Genomic DNA, 22,185 nt, shown 5'->3' on the forward strand with positions numbered 1-22,185 from the left:
ATACGGAAAGAAGTTTTGTAAAATGAAGTCCATTGTATTCATGGGAACACCAGAGTTCGCAGTGCCAATTCTAAAAAGCTTAATAGCAAATGACAACTACGATGTGATTGCAGCAGTGACTCAACCAGATCGAAAAGTCGGTAGGAAACACATTTTGACTGGTTCACCTGTCAAACAAGCAGCTGTTGAAGCAGGAGTTAAAGTTTATCAACCAGAAAAAATTAGTGGTAGCGATGAAATGGCTGAATTAATGAGTTTGAACGCCGATTTCATTGTGACTGCAGCGTTCGGTCAATTTTTGCCAACCAAATTATTGAAATCGGTGAAATTGGCCGCTATTAATGTCCATGCCTCACTTTTGCCAAAGTATCGAGGCGGCGCTCCCGTCCACTATGCTATTTTGAAGGGTGACCAGGAAACGGGCGTCTCAATCATCTATATGATTAAAAAAATGGATGCTGGGGATGTGATTTCTCAGGCGCGAATTCCAATTGAAAAGACGGATGACGTTGGAAGTATGTTTGATAAATTAAGTTTGTTGGGAAGAGACTTACTATTGCAGACGATGCCATCCCTCATCGATGGCACTGCTACGCCCCAACCTCAGGATGAAGAAAAGGTTACTTTTGCTCCAACAATCAAGCCAGAAGAAGAGCAGGTAGATATTAACTTGCCAGCCAGGCTTGTGGATGCCAAGGTTAGAGGGCTTCGACCATTTCCAGTTTCTTACGTTATGTTAGATGGCGTTCGAACTAAATTGTGGGGGGTCGAGGTGTTGGATGAAACGACAAGCTTGGACCCCGGACATGTTGTTCGTCGAACGAAACATGAACTTGTGATTGCCACCGGCCAAAATGGTGTGATTAGTCTTAAAAAGCTCCAACCAGCTGGGAAACCTCAGCAAAGTATCACTGATTTCTTAAATGGCTCAAGAGATAAATTCAATGAAAATGAAAAGGTGATTGATTAATGGATATCGAAAATAATCCACGAAATTTAGCAGTGACAGTTCTTTCGAAAGTGAAAACTGGCGCATATTCAAATCTCCAACTTAATAATGTCATCAATGATCATACCCTAATTCCAGCTGACGTTAACCTACTAACGACAATCGTTTATGGGGTTGTTCAGCATCGTTTAACTTTGGACTTTTACTTAGCACCATTTCTTAAGAATCCCGATAAGGTCGAACCTTGGGTCAGAGAATTACTCTACACTGCGTTATTTCAGGAGCTCTATCTAGATCGAATTCCTAAACGGGCGATTTTTAACGAAACAATTGAAATTGCTAAACAGCGAGGACATGAGGGTATTCGACGATTTGTAACTGGCGTTTTGCACCAAATGGATCGTACCGGATTACCAGATGTTGCGACGATAAAAGATCCAATTGAACGGCTAGTAGTGACCTACTCGGTTCCTAAATGGTTTATTAATGCACTAATCGACCAGCGAGGAGAAGAAAAAGCGCTGTCGATTCTTTCAAAAATTAATCAACCTGCTAACCAGTCGATTCGGGTGAATACCGTTGAACTTTCTCTAGATGATGCAGTTCGTCGTTTAACGGAAGAGGGCTTTGAAGTAAGAGAGAGTATCGTTTCGGGGACAGGTTTAGTTGTGTCTGGACAACCTGCCAATCAGTCGACCTTATTCAAAAACGGTCAAGTGACGATTCAGGATGAAAGTGCCATGCTGCCAGCAGAGTCAATGCAACTGGATGATCAGATGTGGGTTCTCGATGCTTGTGCTGCACCAGGCGGAAAAACAACTCAAATTGCCACGTATTTAAGCCCTGAAAAAGGTGGAAAAGTCACTGCGTTAGACATTCATCCCCACAAGATTAAGTTGATTAATCAGAATGCCAAACGGCTGCACGTTCAAGATCAAATTGAAGCCGTTCAACTGGATGCTAGAAAAGTTGATGAAAAATTTGATGATGAAACTTTTGATAGAATTTTAGTAGATGCGCCATGCTCCGGTCTAGGCTTGATCAGACGTAAGCCTGAAATTCGATATGAGAAAAGTTTGTCGGACAGTCAACACTTACAAAAGGTTCAGTTAGATATTTTGAACGGCGTTGCGCCTAAGTTAAAAACAGATGGCATTTTAGTGTACAGTACGTGTACAATCTTAGATGAGGAAAATAAAGACGTTTATACCGAATTTTTACGCCAAAATTCTAATTTTAGATCAGTGAAGGTTAAGACGGATAAGAACCTTAAGCTCGATAGAAAAACGGACTATCTGGAAATATTCCCAGATGATTTTGATTCCGACGGTTTTTTCATTAGTGCATTTCAAAAAGTAAAATGATTGGGGGAGATCCTGTGGAAGTTGCATATCAAACTGCGATAGGGAAAAAACGAACTGAAAACCAAGATTATGTCAGTGTATTTCGAAATCAAGCTGATCAACAATTAGCGATTATTGCTGATGGTATTGGTGGAAATCGTGGTGGGGATGTCGCTTCTGCTATGGCTGTCTCACACATTGGCTTTCTTTTCGAAGCGACTAAGTTCGATGAATATCAAGATGTTGAAAAATGGCTAAGAAAAAATGTTCAGGACGAGAATAATTCAATTATTGAAAAGTCTCATCAATATGATGATTTGCAGGGGATGGGAACAACTATCGCTTTGACCGTTTTGTTAAAGAAGCGAATGATTTTTGCTAATATTGGTGATAGTCGTGGGTATTTACTTCGGGATTTTGAACTGCATCAAATAACGGAAGATCATTCCTTAGTAAATGAGCTTGTAAAACGTGGCGAGCTAAGCAAAAAAGAAGCAATCAATCATCCTCAAAAAAACGTGATTATTCGTACATTGGGGATTTCTTCAGATGCTGACTTAGATACATACACGTTGCCCCTTGAACCAGGGGATCAAATTTTGCTTTGTACGGATGGCCTAACAAACATGGTTTCTGATGCTGACATCCAGAAAACACTATTGCAAAACATTTCAGCAACCGAAAAATGTCAACAGCTAGTCGATCAAGCAAACACAGCTGGTGGCCTGGATAATATTACCGTCCTCATTTATCAAGACGATGAGGAGGTGACTAATTAATGCGAGAAAATTATGTATTAAATGGTCGCTATCGAATTCTACATTCACTTGGTGAAGGCGGAATGGCTAACGTTTATCTGGCGCATGATCTTATTTTGGATCGGGATGTCGCGGTGAAGTTGCTAAGGCTTGATTTGCGTGATGATCCCAAGACAAATAAACGATTTCAACGGGAAGCACTTGCAGCAACTGAACTTGTAAATCCTAACATTGTGAGTGTTTATGACGTTGGTGAAGAAAATGGCATGAACTACCTTGTAATGGAATATGTTAGCGGAATGGATTTGAAGAATTATATTAAGGTGAATTTTCCAATTCCGTATCAAGAAGTTATCAATATTCTTGAACAAGTTTTGTCTGCCGTCCAAGTGGCTCATGATCATGATATTATCCATCGTGATTTGAAGCCTCAGAATATTTTAGTGGATAAAAATGGTCAAGTAAAAATTACCGATTTTGGGATTGCCATTGCACTTTCTGAGCACTCCCTAACTCAAACCAACACCGTTTTAGGATCCGTGCATTATTTATCACCTGAGCAAGCTCATGGTGGCATGGCCACAAAAAAGTCTGATATCTATTCACTTGGAATAATTCTTTACGAAATGCTGACTGGCAAGGTTCCTTTTGATGGCGAGACTGCCGTTTCAATTGCAATCAAACATTACCAAGAGGATGTGCCATCGGTTAGAGATGTTGATCCAAGGATTCCTCAGGCACTTGAAAATGTCGTGTTGAAGGCAACCGCAAAGCAACCTGAAAATCGCTATGAAAGTTCTCAAGAAATGGGAGAGGATCTCTTAACATCGCTCTCTGATAAGCGAGCAAATGAACCTAAATTTATTCCGCATTCTAACGATTTAGGCGAAACAAAAGTAATGCCAATGGCGGACATTAAAAATGGCATTAATCAGGCGAGTCCTGATGAGGATTCAGAAAGTAAAAATAAGAAGCCTAAAACCCGAAAGAAAAAGCATCAAAAATTACGATATGCCCTTCTAGTGATTGGATTCCTTTTTGTTTTAATGTTTGGTCTAATCACTTGGGCCAATCAGACCCAAATGATTGAGGTACCTGATGTGACCGAAATGTCTGAGCAAACAGCGACACGAAAAATTGAGGCTGCCAGTTTGACGGTTGGCTCTGTATCACATAAACCAAGCAATTCCGTGAAGAAAGATCGAATTATCAAAACCAATCCAAGATACGGATTTAAGGTTAAGAAGAATCATAAAGTAAACCTCATGATTAGTTCAGGGGTTAAGAAAACCACTTTTAGAAACTATCGTGGGATGCAGTATAAGGCAGTTGCTAGAAATTTAAGGGCAAAAGGATTTACCGTCATCAGACAGAATAATTCCTCGGATAGCTTATCTGCGGGTCAAATTATGGAGCAGGACATTGCGTCTGGGAAAAAGGTCGTTGCCAAAAATACGACCGTGACGTTTACTGTTTCTACTGGTCAAAAGCAGATTACGCTTGAAAATTTAACCGGCAAAACAAAGAAGCAGATTAATGATTACGCAAGTGAGAATTCAATCAACGTCTACTATAGCTACGAATATAGTGATACCGTCGATAAAAATAAGGCAATTTCTCAAGATCCGATTGCTGGAACGACGATTAAACAAGGATCAAACGTAAAAATCAGCCTATCACGAGGTAAACAGACTGATGACAGTGATTCTACAGATCAATTTAATGTAAAATTGACGATTCCGTTCAAAGGAACCGACAGTAGTTCATCCGTCACTTCTGATAATTCAAGTAGTGCTGAATCAATTGGGGAAAATATTATCTATGTCTATTTAAAGGATAGTACCCATACCTATAAGACAGTGTATCGACAGTTAACGATTACCAAGAGCACGTCCATCACGTTACCTTTTACCCTTAAGAGTGGTAAATCAGGTGGTTACAAGGTGGTTAGGGATGGACAGACCATTATGAGTGATAATGGCGTCACTAAAGATAACCACTAGTTGCAATTAATCCTGAAAAGATAGTCAAAGTCTTTTATAATTAAGAGGTAAATCGAAATTGAAGGGGATGACTGCTTGAACCTAGGACAGATTCACCAGTCTCTGAGTGGCTTTTATGATGTAATGGACGAAAATGGCACGTTACATCGAACGAGAGCCCGCGGAAACTTTAGAAACAGGAACATTACACCATTAGTTGGTGATTGGGTTGAATTTGATGATACTGGTAAATATATTTTAAAAATTAGAGAACGAAAAAATTCTTTAGTTCGTCCACCTATCTCAAATATTGACCAAGCCATTGTGACAACTGCAGCTGCACAACCAGCATTTTCTACCAATCTTTTAGATCGACAACTTATTACCCTAGAAATTGCGAACATTCGTCCCGTTATTTATTTCACGAAGACAGATTTAGTCGATGACTCGGAATATGAAGCCATTGCAATTTTGGCAGAATACTATCGAAAGATTGGGTATCCAACCTTTTTAGCGCGGACACCATTTGAAAAAGATCAACTAAATCAATTGATAAAGGTGTTAGCTAATAAGGAAAGTGTCATCATGGGTCAAACCGGTGCAGGAAAATCAACGCTACTCAATCATTTAGCACCTGAGTTAGCGTTGAAGACTGGTGAGATTTCTAAAGCTCTAAATCGAGGCAAACATACAACCCGTAAAGTGGGATTACTGCAGGTTGGAGAAGGCTTGATCGCGGATACACCTGGATTCTCTTCCTATGATTTAATGAAGACTTCCGCCATTGATCTGACGAAATACTTACCGGAATTTGTTGAAATTGGTACTAATTGTCGTTTCAGAGGTTGTGTTCACGTGAACGAACCAGGTTGTGCTGTTAAGGCCGCTGTCGATGAGGGTGAGATTGTTCAAAGTCGGTATGATAATTATCTTCAACTCTATACAATGTTAAAAAATCAAAAACCAAATTATAAGAAATGAGGAATTATAATGATTAAGGTAGCACCTTCAATTTTAAGCGCAGATTATGTTAATTTACAAAAGGATATTGAAAAGGTCGAAAAAGCGGGCGCAGAGGTCTTGCATATCGATATTATGGACGGTCAGTTCGTGCCAGCTTTGTCATATGGACCTGGTTGGGTTAAAGCAATTCGTCCCATTAGCAAAATGGTCCTAGATGTTCACATGATGGTTCAAAACCCAGAACGTTACATCGACGATTTTGCCGAAGCCGGCGCCGATATCATTGGCGTTCACGTTGAAGCCACTGCCCATATTCATCGCGCTTTACAAATGATTAAAAACGCCGGTGTAAAAGCTGAAGTTGTTATTAATCCAGGGACACCAGTTTCATTAATTGAACCTCTATTACCAATGGTTGACCAAGTATTGGTAATGACCGTGAATCCTGGATTTGGTGGCCAGAAATTCCTACCAGAAACGATTAAGAAAATTGCCAAATTAGATCAATTGAAACAAATTGAGGGTTACGACTTCGATATCGAAATTGATGGTGGTGTAAACGATAAGACGGTTGTTGAATGTGCTAAAGCTGGTGCAACAGTTGCCGTAGCAGGTTCATATGTATTTAACGCAGAAGATCCAGCTGCTAGAGTTCAAGCAATTAAAGACGCCACGAAGTAATTGGCATGAAAATTTTAAATTTATTAGTTGGGGGACCAATTGAGAATTGGCCTCAAGAACTCAAAGAGAACACAATTGAAGGTCCCTGGATTGGTGTGGATCGTGGTAGTTTACGTTTGCTTGAACGTGGAATTACGCCAATCGTTGCGATTGGTGATTATGATTCGATGGGGACTCAAGAGTTTCAGACCGTTAAGGAACGGGTAAAGGATATTCGCCGAGCGATTCCAGAAAAAGACGAAACCGATACTGAATTAGCAGTTACGGTGGCACTTAATGAGTTTGAAACTGATCGATTGGACATTTATGGGGCGACGGGCGGCCGATTAGATCACTTCCTTGCAAATCTCTTCCTTGTATTGAAAGATCGGTATCGCAGCAGTGCACCCAAGATTCGATTCATTGATAGAGCGAATACCATTACTTTTTATTTGCCCGGAGAATATGAAATTTTAAAGGAACCAGATAAAAAGTATTTAGCATTCATCCCCTTAACGCCGATTAATCACTTGACCCTAGTAGATGAAAAATATCGATTGGGGCACGCAAAGGTCCTATATCCAATTTCCTATGCAAGTAATGAATTTGTAGGGGAAAAGGGACATTTCCAATTTGACTCAGGTGTGATGTGTGTCATTCAAAGTAAAGATGTTAAATAAAAAAAGCGCCAGTACATTAAGTACTGACGCTTTTTTATTTGACTCAAGTTTAAATTAAACTCGAGTAACTTTACCTGATTTAAGTGTTCTAGCTGAAACCCAAACACGTTTAGGCTTACCATCAACTAAAATCTGAACCTTTTGTAAGTTTGGCTTCCACGCACGTCGTGATGAGTTCAAAGCGTGTGAACGCTTGTTACCAAAACGAGTCCGTTTGCCATTAAAAAAGTCTTTAGCCATGACTGAAGAATCCTCCTTTACGGATTTAAATAAAATCTCAATTTGCTCACTTAGATAATTTAGCATATAAAGGCTGGTAATGCAATAGAATTCTTTCAAGTAATTTTACTTGACAGTGAATTTTATTCAGGCAAAAGGAATTTTTAATTGAAATTTATGACGCGGGTTTCACTTATTTTTCTTTTCTAAACGGTTGTAGTAACATTACTATCGATATACATTTTGAAATCAATCAAGGAGGCTGTTTTTCATGGCCGTTAAAATAAAAACGCAAAACGGAACAATTAATATTACAAACGATGTCATAGCGACAGTTGTTGGTGGCGCTGCGACTGATAGTTATGGTGTCGTTGGTATGGCAAGCAAGAATCAAATTCGCGATAACGTTAACGTTATTTTACGCCGCGAAAATTATGCAAAAGGTGTTGTCGTCCATCAGGAAGATAATGGCATCTCGATTGAAGTAAATTTAATTGTAAGCTATGGCTCGAAAATATCTGAGGTTTCCAAGGCAGTTCAGTCGAAAGTTAAGTATAACTTAGAGACGATGCTTGGTGTAACCGCTAATTCAGTAAACGTTATTGTTCAAGGTGTAAAGGTCATTAGCGATTAAGCTTTTTGGGAAACCGAGGGGGATTATTTAGTTGATAGTAACAGAGAAAATTACAAACCATGAATTCGGTAAAATGGTCCAAGCTGCTTCAACAGTTTTGAATCAGAACGCCGAATTTATTAATTCATTAAACGTTTTTCCGGTACCGGATGGAGACACTGGTACTAATATGAGTCTATCTCTCGCCAGCGGTCTTAAGTACGAACGCGAAGAGACGAGTGATTCTGTAGGTAAATTATCAGTAGCGTTAGCTAAGGGACTGTTGATGGGGGCACGTGGTAATTCTGGCGTGATTCTTTCACAAATTTTTAGAGGCTTTTCGAAGAGTATTGAAGAAAAACCTTCTTTAGATGCCCAAGATTTAGCTGAAGCTCTTTCGGCAGGCGCTGAGACTGCGTATAAGGCGGTTATGAAGCCTACAGAGGGAACTATCCTCACAGTTGTTCGGGAGGCTGCTCAAGCGGCTAGAAACGAAGCAAACGAGGGCGGTAGTGTTGTCACAGTTATGGACAAGGCTTCGGAGGCTGCAAAAGTTGCGTTAGCTTCTACACCAGATTTACTCCCTGTTTTAAAACAAGTCGGGGTTGTCGATTCTGGTGGACAAGGTTTAGCCTTTGTTCTAAGTGCATTTGATGACATCTTAAACGGCCGAGAAATTTCCGAGGACCAACAACATCAACCCGATAATACCGAAATGGATGAGATGATTGATGCAGAACATCATCGAAGTGTTCAAGGAAAACTTAATCCGGATGATATTGTCTATGGTTACTGTACAGAAATTATGGTCAGAATTGGTAAAGGTAAAGAAGTCGATCATAAATTTGATTACGACACGTTCTATAAGTATCTAGCCGATTTAGGAGATTCATTGTTAGTTGTAAATGACGATGAGGTTGTTAAGGTCCATGTTCACACTGAGCATCCTGGAAAAGTGATGGCATGGGGTCAAAGTTTCGGTGATTTAGCGAAGGTTAAAGTCGATAATATGCGACTTCAACAGGAAACAATCATTGAAAATGATGCAGAAGAGGCCGCTTCTGAGGCTAAAGCTTCTGAGAATATTCCAGAGACTGCTATCATTGCGGTTGCTTCGGGTGAAGGAATCCAAACGCTATTTAAGAGCTTAGGCGTTACCCATATTATTAGTGGGGGTCAAACCATGAACCCAAGTACCGAAGATATTGTTAATGCCATTAATGATAGTCAAGCAAAAGAAGCTATTATTTTGCCAAACAACAAGAATATTTTCCTATCTGCTGAACAGGCTGCTGAAGTTGCAGATATTCCAACAAAGGTAGTTCACAGCAGAAGTATTTCACAAGGAATGACTGCTCTTCTTGGATTTAACCCCGAAAGTGATTTGGATGGTAACACGGCCTCGATGGAAGAGAATTTGAGTACCGTGAAGAGTGGTGAGGTGACCCACGCTATTCGCGATACTGAATTAGACGGCATCCAGATTAAAAAGGGTGACTTCATGGGAATCGTTGATGGAAAAATTAAAGTAACTAGACCAGATATGATTGATACTAGTGTTGCAATGGTTCAAAGCATGCTAGATGAAGATAGCGAAATTGTCACAATTATTTATGGAACTGATGCAACGGAAGAAGAAGCAAATAAAATTGAAGATGCTGTTATGGCTATAGATGGTGATCTCGAAGTTGAGATTCATGAGGGAGATCAGCCCGTCTATCCATTCGTCATTTCAGTTGAATAACTTCTACTTATAAAAATACGGTATAATTAAATGGCTATTACTTTTCCGAATAATTCGGAAGTATTGGTCATTTCATTTTAATTTGATGAGGAGGTATGGAGATGGCATTAAGTGATTCAGTACAAGTTTTGCCGAGTGTAGGGCCTAAACGTCTTGAAGCACTGCAAGATTTAGGAATCAGTACAATTGAAGATTTATTGACCTATTTTCCATACCGATATGATGACCTTAAAAGCAAAGAGCTTGCCGAAATTCAAAATGATGAAAAAGTGACTTTAAGTGGAACGGTTGCCTCTGAACCGGTTGTTTCATACTTTGGTCGCCACAGAAATCGCCTTGTTTTTCGCCTATTAATTAAAAATGATGTCGTTCCGGTGACTTTTTTTAACCAACCTTGGCTAGATAAGCAAGTGGTTGTTGGCGAAGAAATTGCCGTTTACGGCCGATTTGATGGTAACAAAAAAACGCTAAGTGGTATGAAGATTATTAAAGCAGCGGAGGGGATGGATTCCATTTATCCAGCTTCCAAATCAATTCGGCAGTCAACTATTAGAAATCTGATTGAAGTGGCTTGGGATAAGTATCAAAATGAAATTCAAACAATTATTCCTAGTGCAATTCGACAACGGTACAAGCTGATGGATCGTAAACTAATGATTCATGACATGCATTTTCCCGATGGCCAATATGCAGCAAAATTAGCGAGAAGGACAGCAAAGTTTGAAGAATTTTTTATTTTTCAAATGCGACTTCAGCTTGTTAAGCAGGCAGATCGACTCGAAGATGGACTTTCAATTGATTATAAAATTTCTGAACTTACTGACTTAATTGCGAGTTTACCGTTTGAATTGACCGATGCTCAAAAGCGGGTCGTGAATGAAATATGTGTGGATTTAAAGCGACCAACCCATATGAACCGCCTTTTACAAGGAGATGTTGGGAGTGGCAAAACGATTGTAGCTGCACTAGCTGTGTACGCCACCATCACGGCGGGGTACCAAACGGCACTAATGGCACCAACGGAAATTTTGGCTGAACAACATGCTGAAAATTTGCAAAAAACGTTTAAGGACTTCCCAGTAAACATCGTGCTATTAACCGGTTCTACAAAGGTTGCCGTACGAAAGCAGATTTTACCCAGAATAAAAAATGGTGAAGTTAACCTAATTATTGGGACACATGCGCTAATCCAAGATGAGGTTCAGTACCATAAACTGGGACTGGTCATCATTGACGAACAACACCGGTTTGGTGTGCATCAAAGACAAATATTGAGAGAAAAAGGCGAGCGCCCTAATGTATTGGCGATGACGGCGACTCCGATTCCTAGAACGCTCCAGATTACAAGTTATGGTGAAATGGATATTTCGGTCATTGATGAATTACCAGCGGGTCGGAAAAAGATTAAGACAACTTGGTTGCGGAGTAATGAAACCGATAAAGCACTACGCTTCGTTCGAGACCAATTAACTTTGGGCCGCCAAATATATGTGGTGACACCCTTAATTGAAGAATCTGAAGTCATGGATATGCGAAATGCCCAAGCCATTTACGACCGGTTAAGGACTGATTTTGAACCAGCGTATAAGGTTGGGTTACTTAATGGTAGAATGAAGAGCAATGAAAAAGAAGACGTTATGCGCGCATTTAAAGCAAACGAATTTCAGGTACTAGTGGCAACCACCGTCATTGAAGTTGGTGTGGATGTGCCAAATGCTACCGTAATGATGATCTACGATGCCGATCACTTTGGATTAGCTCAATTACATCAGTTACGAGGTCGTGTTGGTCGTTCAAATCTTGCTTCATACTGTTTGTTAATTGCTGATCCCAAGAATCAACAAGCAATCGAGCGAATGGAAGTTATGACGAAAACGAATGATGGCTTTGTCCTTTCACAACGTGACTTAGAACTTCGAGGATCGGGTGATATCCTTGGAAACAAGCAATCCGGATTACCTGAATTTAACGTGGGCGATCCAGTAGCCGATTTGAAAATGTTATCAATTGCGCAAGAAGAGGCTAATGAAATTACCGATGATGAAAATTGGGAGCGTGAACCTGATAACCAGGTGCTTGGCAATTATTTGAATGAAAACTGGAAAGGGCACATGGCCTTTGATTAAAGGGGAGATTGAATGATGAAACTTGCAATTGATGCAATGGGTGGCGACTACGCCCCAGAGGAAATCGTAAAAGGTGTTGAGTTAGCGCGAGATCAACATTCAGATATTGAATTTTTACTATTTGGTCAGACTGACAAAATCACACCATTTTTAAAAGACAATTCGCATATTACGATTGTTCAAGCTGATGAAGTCATTGAAATGGGAGATGAACCCGTTCGTGCCATTCGTCGCAAGAAACAGTCAAGTATTGTTTTGGCAGCACAGGCCGTTAAAGAAGGAAAAGCAGATGCTTTCTTTTCAGCAGGAAATACAGGTGCCGTCTTGGCTGCAGGGCTTTTAATTATTGGTCGGATTAAGGGAATTGACAGACCTGGACTAACAACGACACTGCCGGTTATTACTAAAAAGGATCAGGATAGTTTCGTCATGCTTGATATCGGAGCAAATGCGGACTCTAAGCCTGCTAATTTGGTTCAATATGCCGTAATGGGTAAGTATTACGCTGAATCTGTGATGAATATTACCAATCCAAGAATCGGTTTGCTGAATAATGGAACCGAGGCTGATAAGGGCGATAAGGTCCATCGTGAAGTTCATGATCTATTATTAGAAACAGAAAATATTAACTTTATTGGAAATGTTGAATCTAGGGAATTGCTCAACGGTGTAGCTGACGTTGTTGTTACCGATGGATTTACCGGCAATGCCGTTTTGAAAACTGTTGAAGGAACCGCCTTGTCCATGTTCAAGATGATTAAAGGCTCTATTATGAGCGGTGGCGTTGGTGGCAAACTTGGCGCAGCCATGCTAAAAGGAACCTTTAATGAAGTTAGAAACCAAATGGACTACTCAAAATATGGCGGAGCAGTGTTATTAGGTGTTAAAGCGCCCGTTGTTAAAACACATGGTTCAAGTAAGGCGGAAACGGTTGTTAATACGATTTCGCAAATTAAATCCATGATCGATACGCAAAGTGTTCAAAACGTCATTTCCTACTTCGATGACCAAGCAAAAAAGGCAGCAAATGAAGAAGAGAACGCTTAAGGCGGTATCACAAAGGATTAACTTATGTTAGACTATTTATGAATTAAGTTGAATGAGGGATGAATAATGTCAAGAGAAGAAATTTTCAATAAAATTGCCGCTATTATTGCGGATCGTTTTGAAGTCGAACAAAGTACCATCACTGAACAATTGAATTTCAAAAAAGATTTAGACGCTGATTCAATTGATTTCGTTGAATTCGTTCTAGAATTAGAGGACACGTTTAATGCGGAAATATCAGATGAGGACGCCGAGAACTTAAATACAATTGGTGAAGTCGTTGATTACATCGCGAACAACAATTAAGGACCGTAAATTTGGAGCGATTACTAACAATGAGAGTAATCGTTTTTTGTTATAAATAAAGGAAGAGGTTTAAGCGTGGATAGTAAAGTTGACAAAGCACTTGCTGAAAATTTCAATATCGTATTCAAAGATGAGTCATTGTTGGATGAAGCATTAACTCAGGCATCGTATGTAAATGAGCATCCCAATCAAAATTTAAAATTTTATGAACGGATTGAGTTTTTAGGGGATGCCGTTATGCAGTTTGTGGTTTCTGAATATATTTTCAAACGTTATCCACAGCTACCCCAAGGACGACTAACGCGTCTTAGAGCAGCAATGGTCAATGAAGAAAGCTTTGCCAGTTTTGCGCGAGAATGTCATTTCAATGATTATATTCGCCTAGGTAAGGGAGAAGAATTGGCAAATGCGCGCGAGCGAGATTCATTGCTATGTGATATTTTTGAATCCTTTGTCGGAGCAGTTTATATGGACCAAGGAATTAAAAAGGTCATCACCTTTGCGGAACAAGTCATTTATCCTAAGCTGGATGAAGGCCGATTTGATGACTATTTTGATCATAAAACAGAGCTACAAGAAATGGTTCAAAAGAACGGCCCCGTCAGCATTGATTATCAGTTACTTGACGAAAATGGACCCGAGAACGATCGCGTTTTCAAAGTTGCGGTTCTAGTGAACAAAGTGGAATTAGGAGTAGGAGAAGCCCATTCCAAGAAACATGCTGAGCAGCGAGCTGCCAAAGTGGCATTGGATCAATTAAAACGGAAAATGTAAGATTTTTAGATAGGGGCCAGGAAAATGAAATTAAAGTCCTTGGAAATAAGCGGATTCAAATCATTTGCTGATTTTACTAAAATTGAATTTCTACCAGGGATGACCGGGATTGTTGGACCCAACGGAAGTGGCAAAAGTAACATTAGTGAAGCCATTCGTTGGGTTCTTGGTGAGCAGTCAGCTAAAAGCTTACGAGGAAATAAGATGCCGGAAGTTATTTTTGCTGGTTCTGCAGATAGAAAACCATTAAACCGGGCACAGGTAAGGATTACTTTTGATAATTCTGATCACTATTTGAATAGCGATTTTTCTGAACTAACCGTTACTAGAAAACTATTCCGAACAGGTGAAAGTGAATACTTGATTAATGAACAGTCCTGTCGCTTAAAGGACGTTTTAGAATTATTCATGGATTCTGGCTTGGGTGGCGATTCATTTTCAATTATTTCTCAAGGTCGGGTTGAATCAATATTTAACAGCAAACCTGAAGATCGTCGGGTCATCATTGAGGAAGTAGCTGGTGTTTTTAAATACAAGAAGCATAAGCAAAAAGCAGAACGTGAACTTCAAGATACTGACGAATACTTGGACAGAATTAATGATATTTTGAATGAACTAAATTCCCAGATTAAACCTTTAGAGGAACAAAGTAGTCTAGCCACGGACTATTTAGATCAACAGAAACGCTATGAAAAATACGATCAAGAACGTTTGGCTTTCGAGATTAATCAATCAGAATCAAAAAAGACGACTTTAACTGAGCAGCAAAATCAGGCGAAGCAGACCCTTAAGCAAATTTCTGTTCAGGTAGCTGAATCAAAAAATTCAATTAGTGAATTATCTCGAAAAGAATCAAAGCTGCTTAAAACAAAAGACCAGCTCCAAGATGATCTGGTCAATGCAACAAGCGAATATGAAAGTTTAGTTGGGAAAAAGGAAATTTCAAAAGAGCGAAGTTCACATCTTTTGGAATCTAAAACAAAATTAAAAGATCAAATTCAAGAACAGACCATTAAGCTGACAGGACTCAAGCAAGAAATTGCGATTACTGAAAAGGATCTGTTGACTCAAAAGCAACGTCTTAATGACATGAAGTCTGACTTACAGAACTCAGATAAAGCAAGTTTTGAGAAGCAAATTCAGAACTTGGAAAAGCAAATTGAAAACAAACGAAACGAATACGTGGATTTGATGCAGCAAAGGGCAGGTTTACATAATGATCAACAGTATCTGACTAAAAATCAGCAAACGGCCGACCAGCGATTAAAACGAATTGATGAAAATTTAACGACCTCAACAAAATTGATGCGTGATCTCCAAGGAGAGTTAAAAGGACTTGAGGATAAAGTACAGCAAGTCAGTCAAAAATTGACCGAGTTGCAAACAAAACGAGACTCATTGGGTACATCAATTTCAACGAGCAATCAAAAGGGGAACGATCTGCAAAATAAGTGGCTTGCAGCACTTGAGATTTACCAAAAGGCTCAAGCCAAGTTAAATAGTTTGAGAACGGTTTCCAATGAGTACTCGGGATTTTACCAAGGGGTCAGAAGCGTCTTACAAAATCGGAAGAAATTTTCAGGATTAATTGGACCCGTCTCGGAAATCTTGAAGGTTGATAAACAATACACGACTGCGGTTGAGTTTGCTTTGGGAAATCAAGTCCAACAAATCATAGTTGAAGATGACGGCGCCGCTCAAAGAATCATTAGCTATTTAAGTAAAAATCATTTAGGTCGAGCAACGTTTCTACCCCTAACGACAATCAAAACTTATCAAATTTCAACAGGCACATTAACGCAATTAAAGAGCATGAGTGGATTCATTGGAATTGCCAGTCAGTTAATTAGTGTTAAGCCTCGATATCAAACAGTCATTGACCATTTGTTAGGCACAACCATTATTTGTGATACGTTGGCACACGCAACCGTTATAGCCAAGCAAATTCATTACAAAAATCGAATTGTGACCTTAACGGGGGATATTTTAAGCGCCAATGGGTCGATTACGGGTGGTCAAAATCGAAAACAACGGGCCGGAATTTTAGAACAAAATCAGGAACTGACGGATCTCGAGAGCAGTGTCCAGCAGATGTCCACCAAATTAACTGAGCAGGAAAATTACTTAAAAGAATTAAAGGCCAAGCAAGATGAGGGACAAAAGTCCTTAGACCTTCTGGAAAAAGATTATAATGAAACTCAAAATTCCAAACGGGATCTGGTATCACAAAAAGCATTGCTTGAATCGCGACTCAATGAACAAGATAGGCAAACCAAGGCATATGCGTTTGAAAAAGAACAGCAATCCGCTAGTTTAACGACAAAGGAACAACTTGAGAAAAATCAGCATGCACTAGATCAAATTGAGTTGAATCTAAGTAAAAACCAGCAGGAAATGACTGAATTTAAAACGCAATTAGCTGAGAAACGGACATTGAGCGATAAGGTTACCAATGATTTTCAGGCGGCACATGAGGAATACGCAATTGCTAACGAAAAGTATCAGCAGTTGCAGCGTACTGGGGACACTGAACGTAATCAGTTAGCGGATGCAATTAAAAATTCAAAGCTTTTAAAAACCGAACTTCAGCAATTGGAAGACGGCACTAATCAGGATGAAGTTAGTAAAATTGAGCTAGCTATTAAACGGGCTGCAACTCAAAAAATGGAAATTCAAGCCTATTTGGACGATGGTCAACGAACTCTTAACACAGTGAAATTAGAATTAATTGCCCAGAATACGGAACTTGAAAAGCGCCAACAATTAACGCAATTATCGACTGATGAGGTCCAAAAAATTGAAACAAAACTGGCTAGGTTAGACATGGTCAGCAATCAGCAAATGGACAAATTGGCGGAGACCTACCATGTCAGTTATGCTGATATTCGTAATCAAGTCGCTGATGAACCGATTGAGACCGTAATGGCCCAACTGAAGCTTTTAAAACGAGGCTTAGATGAAATTGGAGAGGTCAATGTTGGTGCGATTGAGGAATACAAACGGGTCAAAGAGCGACATGACTTTTTAATCAAGCAGCAAGATGACCTTTTGGCGTCGAAGCAGCAGCTTTTATCAACCATGGACAAAATGGATGTTGAAGTTCAAAAACGGTTTAAGAAAAGCTTTGATGAAGTTGCGGCACAATTTGAAAAAACCTTTGTTCAGATGTTTGGTGGCGGGAAGGCCAAGCTCATTTTAACTGAGCCTGATCACCTATTAACTTCTGGCATTGATATTATGGCGCAACCACCTGGAAAGAAGTTTCAAAATATGCGACTGCTTTCCGGTGGAGAACGCTCGTTAACGGCAATCACCCTATTGTTTGCTATACTAAATGTTAGACCAATTCCATTTTGTATCTTGGATGAAGCAGAGGCGGCATTGGATCCAGCCAATGTTGAGCGGTTTGCCGACTACCTGAGTAACTTTAACGGGGAGACGCAATTTATTGTGATTACCCACAGAAAAGAAACGATGATTTATGCAGACATTCTATATGGCGTTACGATGCAAGAGTCAGGCGTTTCTAAGATGGTGTCGGTCAATTTAGATGAACTTGTTAGCTAAAGGAGAGTAATAATGGGATTATTTGATTTCTTAAAGAAAAAATCAACTCATAAAGATGAACCAAAGTCTGAACCTAAAAGTGACGAACCAGCGCAGGTAAATGTTGAATCTACGCAAGCGACTGTTGATGAAAGTGAAAAGACGATAAACAAAGAAACGTCTCCTGAGGTTGAAGAATCAAAAACTGACGACAATCAAGAATCAACTGAGAGTATTGAAAAACCGGAACCAGCTTCAGAATCAGATACTGATGATGGAGAACCTTCACATGTTGACCAACCGGTCTCTGAACCGACTCCCGAAGAAACGAGCGAGGATGACGAGCCGGTTACTGAACCAGCTAATACGGAAGATAAAGCAGAATCACAGGCTGATGAAACAACTGATACTGATGAAGAAGCTCGGTATGATCGTGGTTTAGAAAAATCGCGTTCGACGTTTGGAAGTCGCCTTAACCGATTACTTGCAAACTTCCGCCACGTAGATGAAGCTTTTTTTGATGATTTGGAAGAAGCGCTCATCGAATCTGACGTTGGATTTGAAACCGCAATGAAGATTAGTGACTCTTTGAGGGAAGAAGTTAAGATTCAAAATGCGAAACGCCCTCAAGATGTTCAAAATGTTGTGATTGAGAAATTAGTTGATATTTACGAAGAAGCTGGAAAAAACGAGAACAATCAAATTGAATTTGCGCCTGAGGGACCAACTATAATTTTATTCGTTGGGGTAAATGGAGTTGGTAAAACAACGACTATCGGTAAAATGGCTGCTATGTATAAGAAACAAGGTAAAAAAGTGCTCCTTGCTGCAGCTGATACCTTTAGAGCTGGTGCAATTCAACAATTGAACGAGTGGGCAGTTCGTGACGGCGTTGACATTGTTAAGCACAAGGAGGGGGGCGATCCCGCTGCCGTTGTTTTTGATGGTGTTAAAAAGGCAAAAGCGGATAATTATGATGTGCTCTTCGTTGATACAGCGGGTCGACTACAAAATAAAGTCAACCTAATGAATGAACTATCGAAAATGAAAAAAATTATTACTCGGGAAATTCCAGAAGCACCACATGAGGTTTTACTGGTTCTAGATGCAACTACGGGACAAAACGCTTTGAACCAGGCAAAGTTATTTAAAGAATCGACTGATGTCACCGGCATTATCTTAACTAAACTGGATGGGACTGCTCGAGGTGGGATTGTTCTCCCAATTCGAAATGAACTTCACTTGCCAGTTAAGTTCGTTGGGTTAGGCGAACAAGTGGATGATTTACGGCCATTTAAGCCGCAAGATTTTGTTTACGGTTTATTTAAAGGGTTAATTGAAGCATAAATTCTGATAAAGTCAGTGTAGGTAAACTACACTGGCTTTATTTTTAAAATCGGATAGTTGACTAGAACGCTAAAAATCGGTAATCTTAGAAGGTGTCTAGGATTAAATTGGAGGAATAGCGGTTGGAAATTGAAAAAAATAATCGAATCAATTCGTTGTTAGCATTTTATCAACCGTTACTAACCAAAAAGCAGGATGAATACATGCAACTGTATTATGCGGATGACTTTTCACTTGGCGAAATAGCTGAGGAATTCGAAATTAGTCGTCAAGCCGTTTATGACAATATTCGCCGGACTGAAAAAATTCTAGAAGAGTATGAGGCAAAGCTACACTTACTAAAGGCTTATCATGCACGAAATGATCAGGCAGATCGAATACAAAGTTATGTAAAAGAAAATTATTCAGATGATAAAACGCTAACTGAATTAGTCAATCATCTTGAAACATTGGAAGAATAAGGATAGGTGTAATAATGGCATTTGAAGGTTTAACTGAACGATTACAAAATGCAATGAAGAAGATTCGGGGAAAAGGAAAAGTAACCGATGCTGATTTACGAGAAACAATGCGTGAAATTCGACTCGCTCTGTTAGAGGCCGACGTTAATTTTGACGTGGTGAAAAATTTCGTTAAAACAGTTCGAGACCGTGCTTCTGGAACTAAAGTCTTAGAGGGTCTGAACCCGGCTCAACAAATCGTCAAAATTGTCGATGAAGAATTGACGAAGACGATGGGTGAGGAAGCCGTCCCACTTAATAAGTCCGATAAAATTCCGACGATTATCATGATGTCAGGTCTTCAAGGTGCCGGTAAAACGACTACCGTTGGGAAATTAGCAAACAAGCTAAAAACTGATGAGAAAGCGCGACCATTGATGATTGCCGCCGATATTTACCGACCAGCTGCCATTGATCAGTTGGTGCAAGTGGGTGAACAAATTGATGTGCCCGTTTTTGAAATGGGAACTGATGTTAATCCAGTTGAAATTGTACGAAAAGGGCTTGAAAAAGCTGCCGAAGATCACAATGATTACGTCTTTATTGATACAGCTGGTCGATTACAAATTGATGAACAACTGATGCAGGAACTTTCAGATATTAAAGAATTGGCACATCCTGATGAAATCTTGCTTGTGATTGATGCAATGACTGGTCAAAATGCCGTTGCAACAGCTGAAGGATTTGATAAGAAACTTGATATTACGGGTGTTGTTTTAACGAAGTTAGATGGCGATACACGTGGTGGTGCGGCCCTTTCTATTCGTGCAGCAACTGGCAAGCCAATTAAATTTGTCGGCCAAGGCGAAAAGATGGCTGATTTAGACGTCTTCCATCCCGATCGAATGGCTTCTCGAATTCTAGGAATGGGCGACATGCTTTCTCTGATTGAGAAAACGCAGAAAAAGTTTGACGATAAGCAAGCGCAGGAATTAACCGAAAAAATGCGTGAAAACACGTTTGACTTCAATGATTTTCTTGACCAGATGACGCAGATTCAAAGCATGGGACCAATGGAAGATCTGATTAAGATGATTCCTGGAATGGCAAATAATCCTGCATTGAAGAACGTTCAGATGGATCCTAAGGACATTGAGCATACAAAGGCGGTTGTTTATTCAATGACTACCGCTGAGCGTGAGAGGCCCGAAATATTAAATCCTTCTCGCCGTCGTCGAATTGCTGCTGGATCAGGGCGGCCAATTCACGAAGTAAACCGTATGATTAAACAGTTTGGTGAAATGAAAAAGATGATGCAACAGGCATCTAACGGTAATATGTCTGGCATGGAAGGCCTGATGGGTGGTAGTATGCCAGGCGGTCGAATGGGCAAAATGGCAATGAACACGATGGCTCGTCGAATGAAGAAAAATAAGAAAAAGAGAATTAAAAAGAATAAGCGTCGTAAATAATACATGTAATTATTTAGGATGTTAAAGCAAACGATTCTGGGGATTAGCCTAGGATCGTTTTTTTGTGGGGAATTTCACGATAACGGTTATTTTAGCGACTAGTTCAACCGACTAATTAAGTATAATAGGAACAAGGTTAAATTTGATTAGGCTCTTAGTAGGGAGGAATAAGTCAGGGCACCAAGTCGTATTAAATTAGTTGACGCATTAATTGAAGAACTAGCAACAAAATCCTGATCAAAAATATTAATAAAAGGTCGAATCCAATAGTTGGATTTCGGCTTTTTCTATGTCTGACTTTATTATCCTGATGCTACTGGTAGTTGCGAAATTGTAACAGCATATATCGTGACTGAAAGCGCTTAATATAATAGAATTAGGGTGTAGAGAGGATGTGTTAACGATGATGCTGGGACAACGTATTAAAGAAGAGCGTGAAAATCAGAATTGGACACAAGATGATTTGGCAGAAAAAATTAATGTAAGCTCACAAGCCATTTCAAAGTGGGAATTGGCGACCGCATATCCTGACATTGACCGGTTAATTCAACTGAGCGAGTTGTTTAATGTAAGTCTGGATAGTTTGATTAAGGGCGATGGTGACCTGCAGAAAAAGATTAGCATCAAAAAAGAAACGGGCCATATGAACTTTTGGGAATTTATCACGCGTTATTACTGGATTGTTTTTATATTAGTTTTCGGAATTGGCGGTTGGTTAACATGGCTCATCCCGACAATCATTAATTCGACAAAATAGGTTGATCAAGGATCACTGTCAGAGATGATGGTGTTTTTTTAGTTTGAACGGCTATTATCAGCAAAACTGTCAAAATATTTCGCGAAGAGTTGACTATTTTGATAGAATAGAAACAGATTGGTATACATTTGTTACGCAAATCTAGATGTTGATGGTTGAGCCGGTAGATGTTGGCAGATTTATTGGATGGCTAGAAGCACTCGATGATTATATTGTGACCAGTTTGACTGCTTTAACAAAAGAATAAAAATGAGATGACAAATAAGTAGTTTCTCAAATGAAATTACCTATTTTTTTGCCTGTACAAATCTTGGCGTGGTTAACAATCTAAAAAGAACCAATATTTATTTCAACGGACAATGCGGCGTAGACGAGTGAGTGATTTTAGCTTGCCTAAAAAGACGGCGTACTAAAATTCAGGTATATACCAATATAAAAAAGAATTGATAGACCAATTTT

Annotated in this window: 19 protein-coding genes; 18 read left to right on the forward strand and 1 reads right to left on the reverse strand. The window is 39.6% G+C overall.

The genetic code is table 11. The features are described 5' to 3' along the window. Positions 1 to 22: 22 nt before the first annotated feature. The 7 genes from fmt to FD44_RS01530 all read left to right on the forward strand — a co-directional run bounded on the left by fmt (position 23) and on the right by FD44_RS01530 (position 7,335). Positions 23 to 970: a methionyl-tRNA formyltransferase gene (gene fmt / locus FD44_RS01500; RefSeq protein WP_010619894.1), complete on the forward strand. Its 948-nt coding sequence runs from the start codon at positions 23 to 25 to the stop codon at positions 968 to 970. Continuing rightward, positions 970 to 2,313: a 16S rRNA (cytosine(967)-C(5))-methyltransferase RsmB gene (gene rsmB / locus FD44_RS01505; protein ID WP_010619893.1), complete on the forward strand. Its 1,344-nt coding sequence runs from the start codon at positions 970 to 972 to the stop codon at positions 2,311 to 2,313. Before fmt ends, rsmB begins: the two co-directional genes overlap by 1 nt. A gap of 14 nt (positions 2,314 to 2,327) precedes the next feature. Further along, a complete protein-coding gene (locus FD44_RS01510; RefSeq protein ID WP_010619892.1) occupies positions 2,328 to 3,071 on the forward strand; it encodes a Stp1/IreP family PP2C-type Ser/Thr phosphatase in 744 nt (247 codons plus the stop codon). Further along, complete coding sequence (pknB, locus tag FD44_RS01515) at positions 3,071 to 5,053, forward strand: Stk1 family PASTA domain-containing Ser/Thr kinase (protein WP_010619891.1); 1,983 nt, start codon at positions 3,071 to 3,073, stop codon at positions 5,051 to 5,053. Before FD44_RS01510 ends, pknB begins: the two co-directional genes overlap by 1 nt. A 75-nt stretch (positions 5,054 to 5,128) precedes the next feature. After that, positions 5,129 to 6,013 (forward strand): ribosome small subunit-dependent GTPase A, encoded by an 885-nt coding sequence (gene rsgA / locus FD44_RS01520; RefSeq protein WP_010619890.1) that lies wholly within the window; start codon positions 5,129 to 5,131, stop codon positions 6,011 to 6,013. A gap of 9 nt (positions 6,014 to 6,022) precedes the next feature. Next, entirely contained in the window at positions 6,023 to 6,676 is a 654-nt protein-coding gene (rpe, locus tag FD44_RS01525; protein WP_010619889.1) for a ribulose-phosphate 3-epimerase, read from the forward strand. A gap of 5 nt (positions 6,677 to 6,681) precedes the next feature. Beyond that, positions 6,682 to 7,335: a thiamine diphosphokinase gene (locus tag FD44_RS01530; protein ID WP_010619888.1), complete on the forward strand. Its 654-nt coding sequence runs from the start codon at positions 6,682 to 6,684 to the stop codon at positions 7,333 to 7,335. Between the two features lie 54 nt (positions 7,336 to 7,389). On the opposite strand, the gene rpmB is transcribed toward FD44_RS01530, so the two are convergent. Then, a complete protein-coding gene (gene rpmB / locus FD44_RS01535) occupies positions 7,390 to 7,575 on the reverse strand; it encodes a 50S ribosomal protein L28 (RefSeq protein WP_010619887.1) in 186 nt (61 codons plus the stop codon). Positions 7,576 to 7,825: 250 nt separating this feature from the next. On the opposite strand from rpmB, the gene FD44_RS01540 reads away from it, so the two are divergent. From FD44_RS01540 to FD44_RS01590, 11 genes are all read left to right on the forward strand, one after another. Then, entirely contained in the window at positions 7,826 to 8,188 is a 363-nt protein-coding gene (locus tag FD44_RS01540) for an Asp23/Gls24 family envelope stress response protein (RefSeq protein ID WP_010619886.1), read from the forward strand. A 34-nt stretch (positions 8,189 to 8,222) separates the two neighbouring features. Further along, positions 8,223 to 9,911, forward strand: coding sequence for a DAK2 domain-containing protein (locus tag FD44_RS01545; protein WP_404814667.1), 1,689 nt, complete (start codon positions 8,223 to 8,225; stop codon positions 9,909 to 9,911). Between the two features lie 95 nt (positions 9,912 to 10,006). After that, positions 10,007 to 12,037 carry an ATP-dependent DNA helicase RecG gene (gene recG, locus FD44_RS01550; protein ID WP_029327544.1) on the forward strand — a complete coding sequence of 677 codons (2,031 nt, stop codon included), beginning with the start codon at positions 10,007 to 10,009 and terminating at the stop codon, positions 12,035 to 12,037. A gap of 15 nt (positions 12,038 to 12,052) precedes the next feature. After that, entirely contained in the window at positions 12,053 to 13,084 is a 1,032-nt protein-coding gene (plsX, locus tag FD44_RS01555; protein WP_010619883.1) for a phosphate acyltransferase PlsX, read from the forward strand. Between the two features lie 66 nt (positions 13,085 to 13,150). Further along, a complete protein-coding gene (gene acpP / locus FD44_RS01560) occupies positions 13,151 to 13,390 on the forward strand; it encodes an acyl carrier protein (RefSeq protein WP_010619882.1) in 240 nt (79 codons plus the stop codon). Between the two features lie 75 nt (positions 13,391 to 13,465). Next, entirely contained in the window at positions 13,466 to 14,164 is a 699-nt protein-coding gene (gene rnc / locus FD44_RS01565) for a ribonuclease III (RefSeq protein WP_010619881.1), read from the forward strand. Positions 14,165 to 14,188: 24 nt separating this feature from the next. After that, positions 14,189 to 17,731 carry a chromosome segregation protein SMC gene (gene smc, locus FD44_RS01570; protein ID WP_010619880.1) on the forward strand — a complete coding sequence of 1,181 codons (3,543 nt, stop codon included), beginning with the start codon at positions 14,189 to 14,191 and terminating at the stop codon, positions 17,729 to 17,731. A 12-nt stretch (positions 17,732 to 17,743) separates the two neighbouring features. Next, on the forward strand, positions 17,744 to 19,057 hold the full coding sequence (gene ftsY / locus FD44_RS01575) for a signal recognition particle-docking protein FtsY (RefSeq protein ID WP_010619879.1): 1,314 nt from the start codon (positions 17,744 to 17,746) through the stop codon (positions 19,055 to 19,057). 122 nt (positions 19,058 to 19,179) lie between these two features. After that, on the forward strand, positions 19,180 to 19,518 hold the full coding sequence (locus FD44_RS01580) for a putative DNA-binding protein (RefSeq protein ID WP_010619878.1): 339 nt from the start codon (positions 19,180 to 19,182) through the stop codon (positions 19,516 to 19,518). 14 nt (positions 19,519 to 19,532) lie between these two features. Further along, entirely contained in the window at positions 19,533 to 20,969 is a 1,437-nt protein-coding gene (gene ffh / locus FD44_RS01585) for a signal recognition particle protein (RefSeq protein WP_010619877.1), read from the forward strand. Positions 20,970 to 21,372: 403 nt separating this feature from the next. Beyond that, positions 21,373 to 21,726, forward strand: a complete 354-nt coding sequence (locus FD44_RS01590) for a helix-turn-helix domain-containing protein (RefSeq protein ID WP_010619876.1) — start codon at positions 21,373 to 21,375, stop codon at positions 21,724 to 21,726. Positions 21,727 to 22,185 lie beyond the last annotated feature (459 nt).

It is taken from the genome of Secundilactobacillus malefermentans DSM 5705 = KCTC 3548, assembly GCF_001436395.1.
In the GTDB taxonomy this organism is placed as follows: Bacteria; Bacillota; Bacilli; order Lactobacillales; family Lactobacillaceae; genus Secundilactobacillus; species Secundilactobacillus malefermentans.

What these genes read in the sequence shown, in the direction of transcription:
- fmt (WP_010619894.1), top strand. Translation starts at nt 23, where the DNA reads ATGAAGTCCATTGTATTCATGGGAACACCAGAGTTCGCAGTGCCAATT.
- rsmB (WP_010619893.1), top strand. Translation starts at nt 970, where the DNA reads ATGGATATCGAAAATAATCCACGAAATTTAGCAGTGACAGTTCTTTCG.
- pknB (WP_010619891.1), top strand. Translation starts at nt 3,071, where the DNA reads ATGCGAGAAAATTATGTATTAAATGGTCGCTATCGAATTCTACATTCA.
- rpe (WP_010619889.1), top strand. Translation starts at nt 6,023, where the DNA reads ATGATTAAGGTAGCACCTTCAATTTTAAGCGCAGATTATGTTAATTTA.
- FD44_RS01530 (WP_010619888.1), top strand. Translation starts at nt 6,682, where the DNA reads ATGAAAATTTTAAATTTATTAGTTGGGGGACCAATTGAGAATTGGCCT.
- rpmB (WP_010619887.1), bottom strand. Translation starts at nt 7,575, where the DNA reads ATGGCTAAAGACTTTTTTAATGGCAAACGGACTCGTTTTGGTAACAAG.
- FD44_RS01540 (WP_010619886.1), top strand. Translation starts at nt 7,826, where the DNA reads ATGGCCGTTAAAATAAAAACGCAAAACGGAACAATTAATATTACAAAC.
- recG (WP_029327544.1), top strand. Translation starts at nt 10,007, where the DNA reads ATGGAGATGGCATTAAGTGATTCAGTACAAGTTTTGCCGAGTGTAGGG.
- plsX (WP_010619883.1), top strand. Translation starts at nt 12,053, where the DNA reads ATGAAACTTGCAATTGATGCAATGGGTGGCGACTACGCCCCAGAGGAA.
- acpP (WP_010619882.1), top strand. Translation starts at nt 13,151, where the DNA reads ATGTCAAGAGAAGAAATTTTCAATAAAATTGCCGCTATTATTGCGGAT.
- smc (WP_010619880.1), top strand. Translation starts at nt 14,189, where the DNA reads ATGAAATTAAAGTCCTTGGAAATAAGCGGATTCAAATCATTTGCTGAT.
- ftsY (WP_010619879.1), top strand. Translation starts at nt 17,744, where the DNA reads ATGGGATTATTTGATTTCTTAAAGAAAAAATCAACTCATAAAGATGAA.
- ffh (WP_010619877.1), top strand. Translation starts at nt 19,533, where the DNA reads ATGGCATTTGAAGGTTTAACTGAACGATTACAAAATGCAATGAAGAAG.
- FD44_RS01590 (WP_010619876.1), top strand. Translation starts at nt 21,373, where the DNA reads ATGATGCTGGGACAACGTATTAAAGAAGAGCGTGAAAATCAGAATTGG.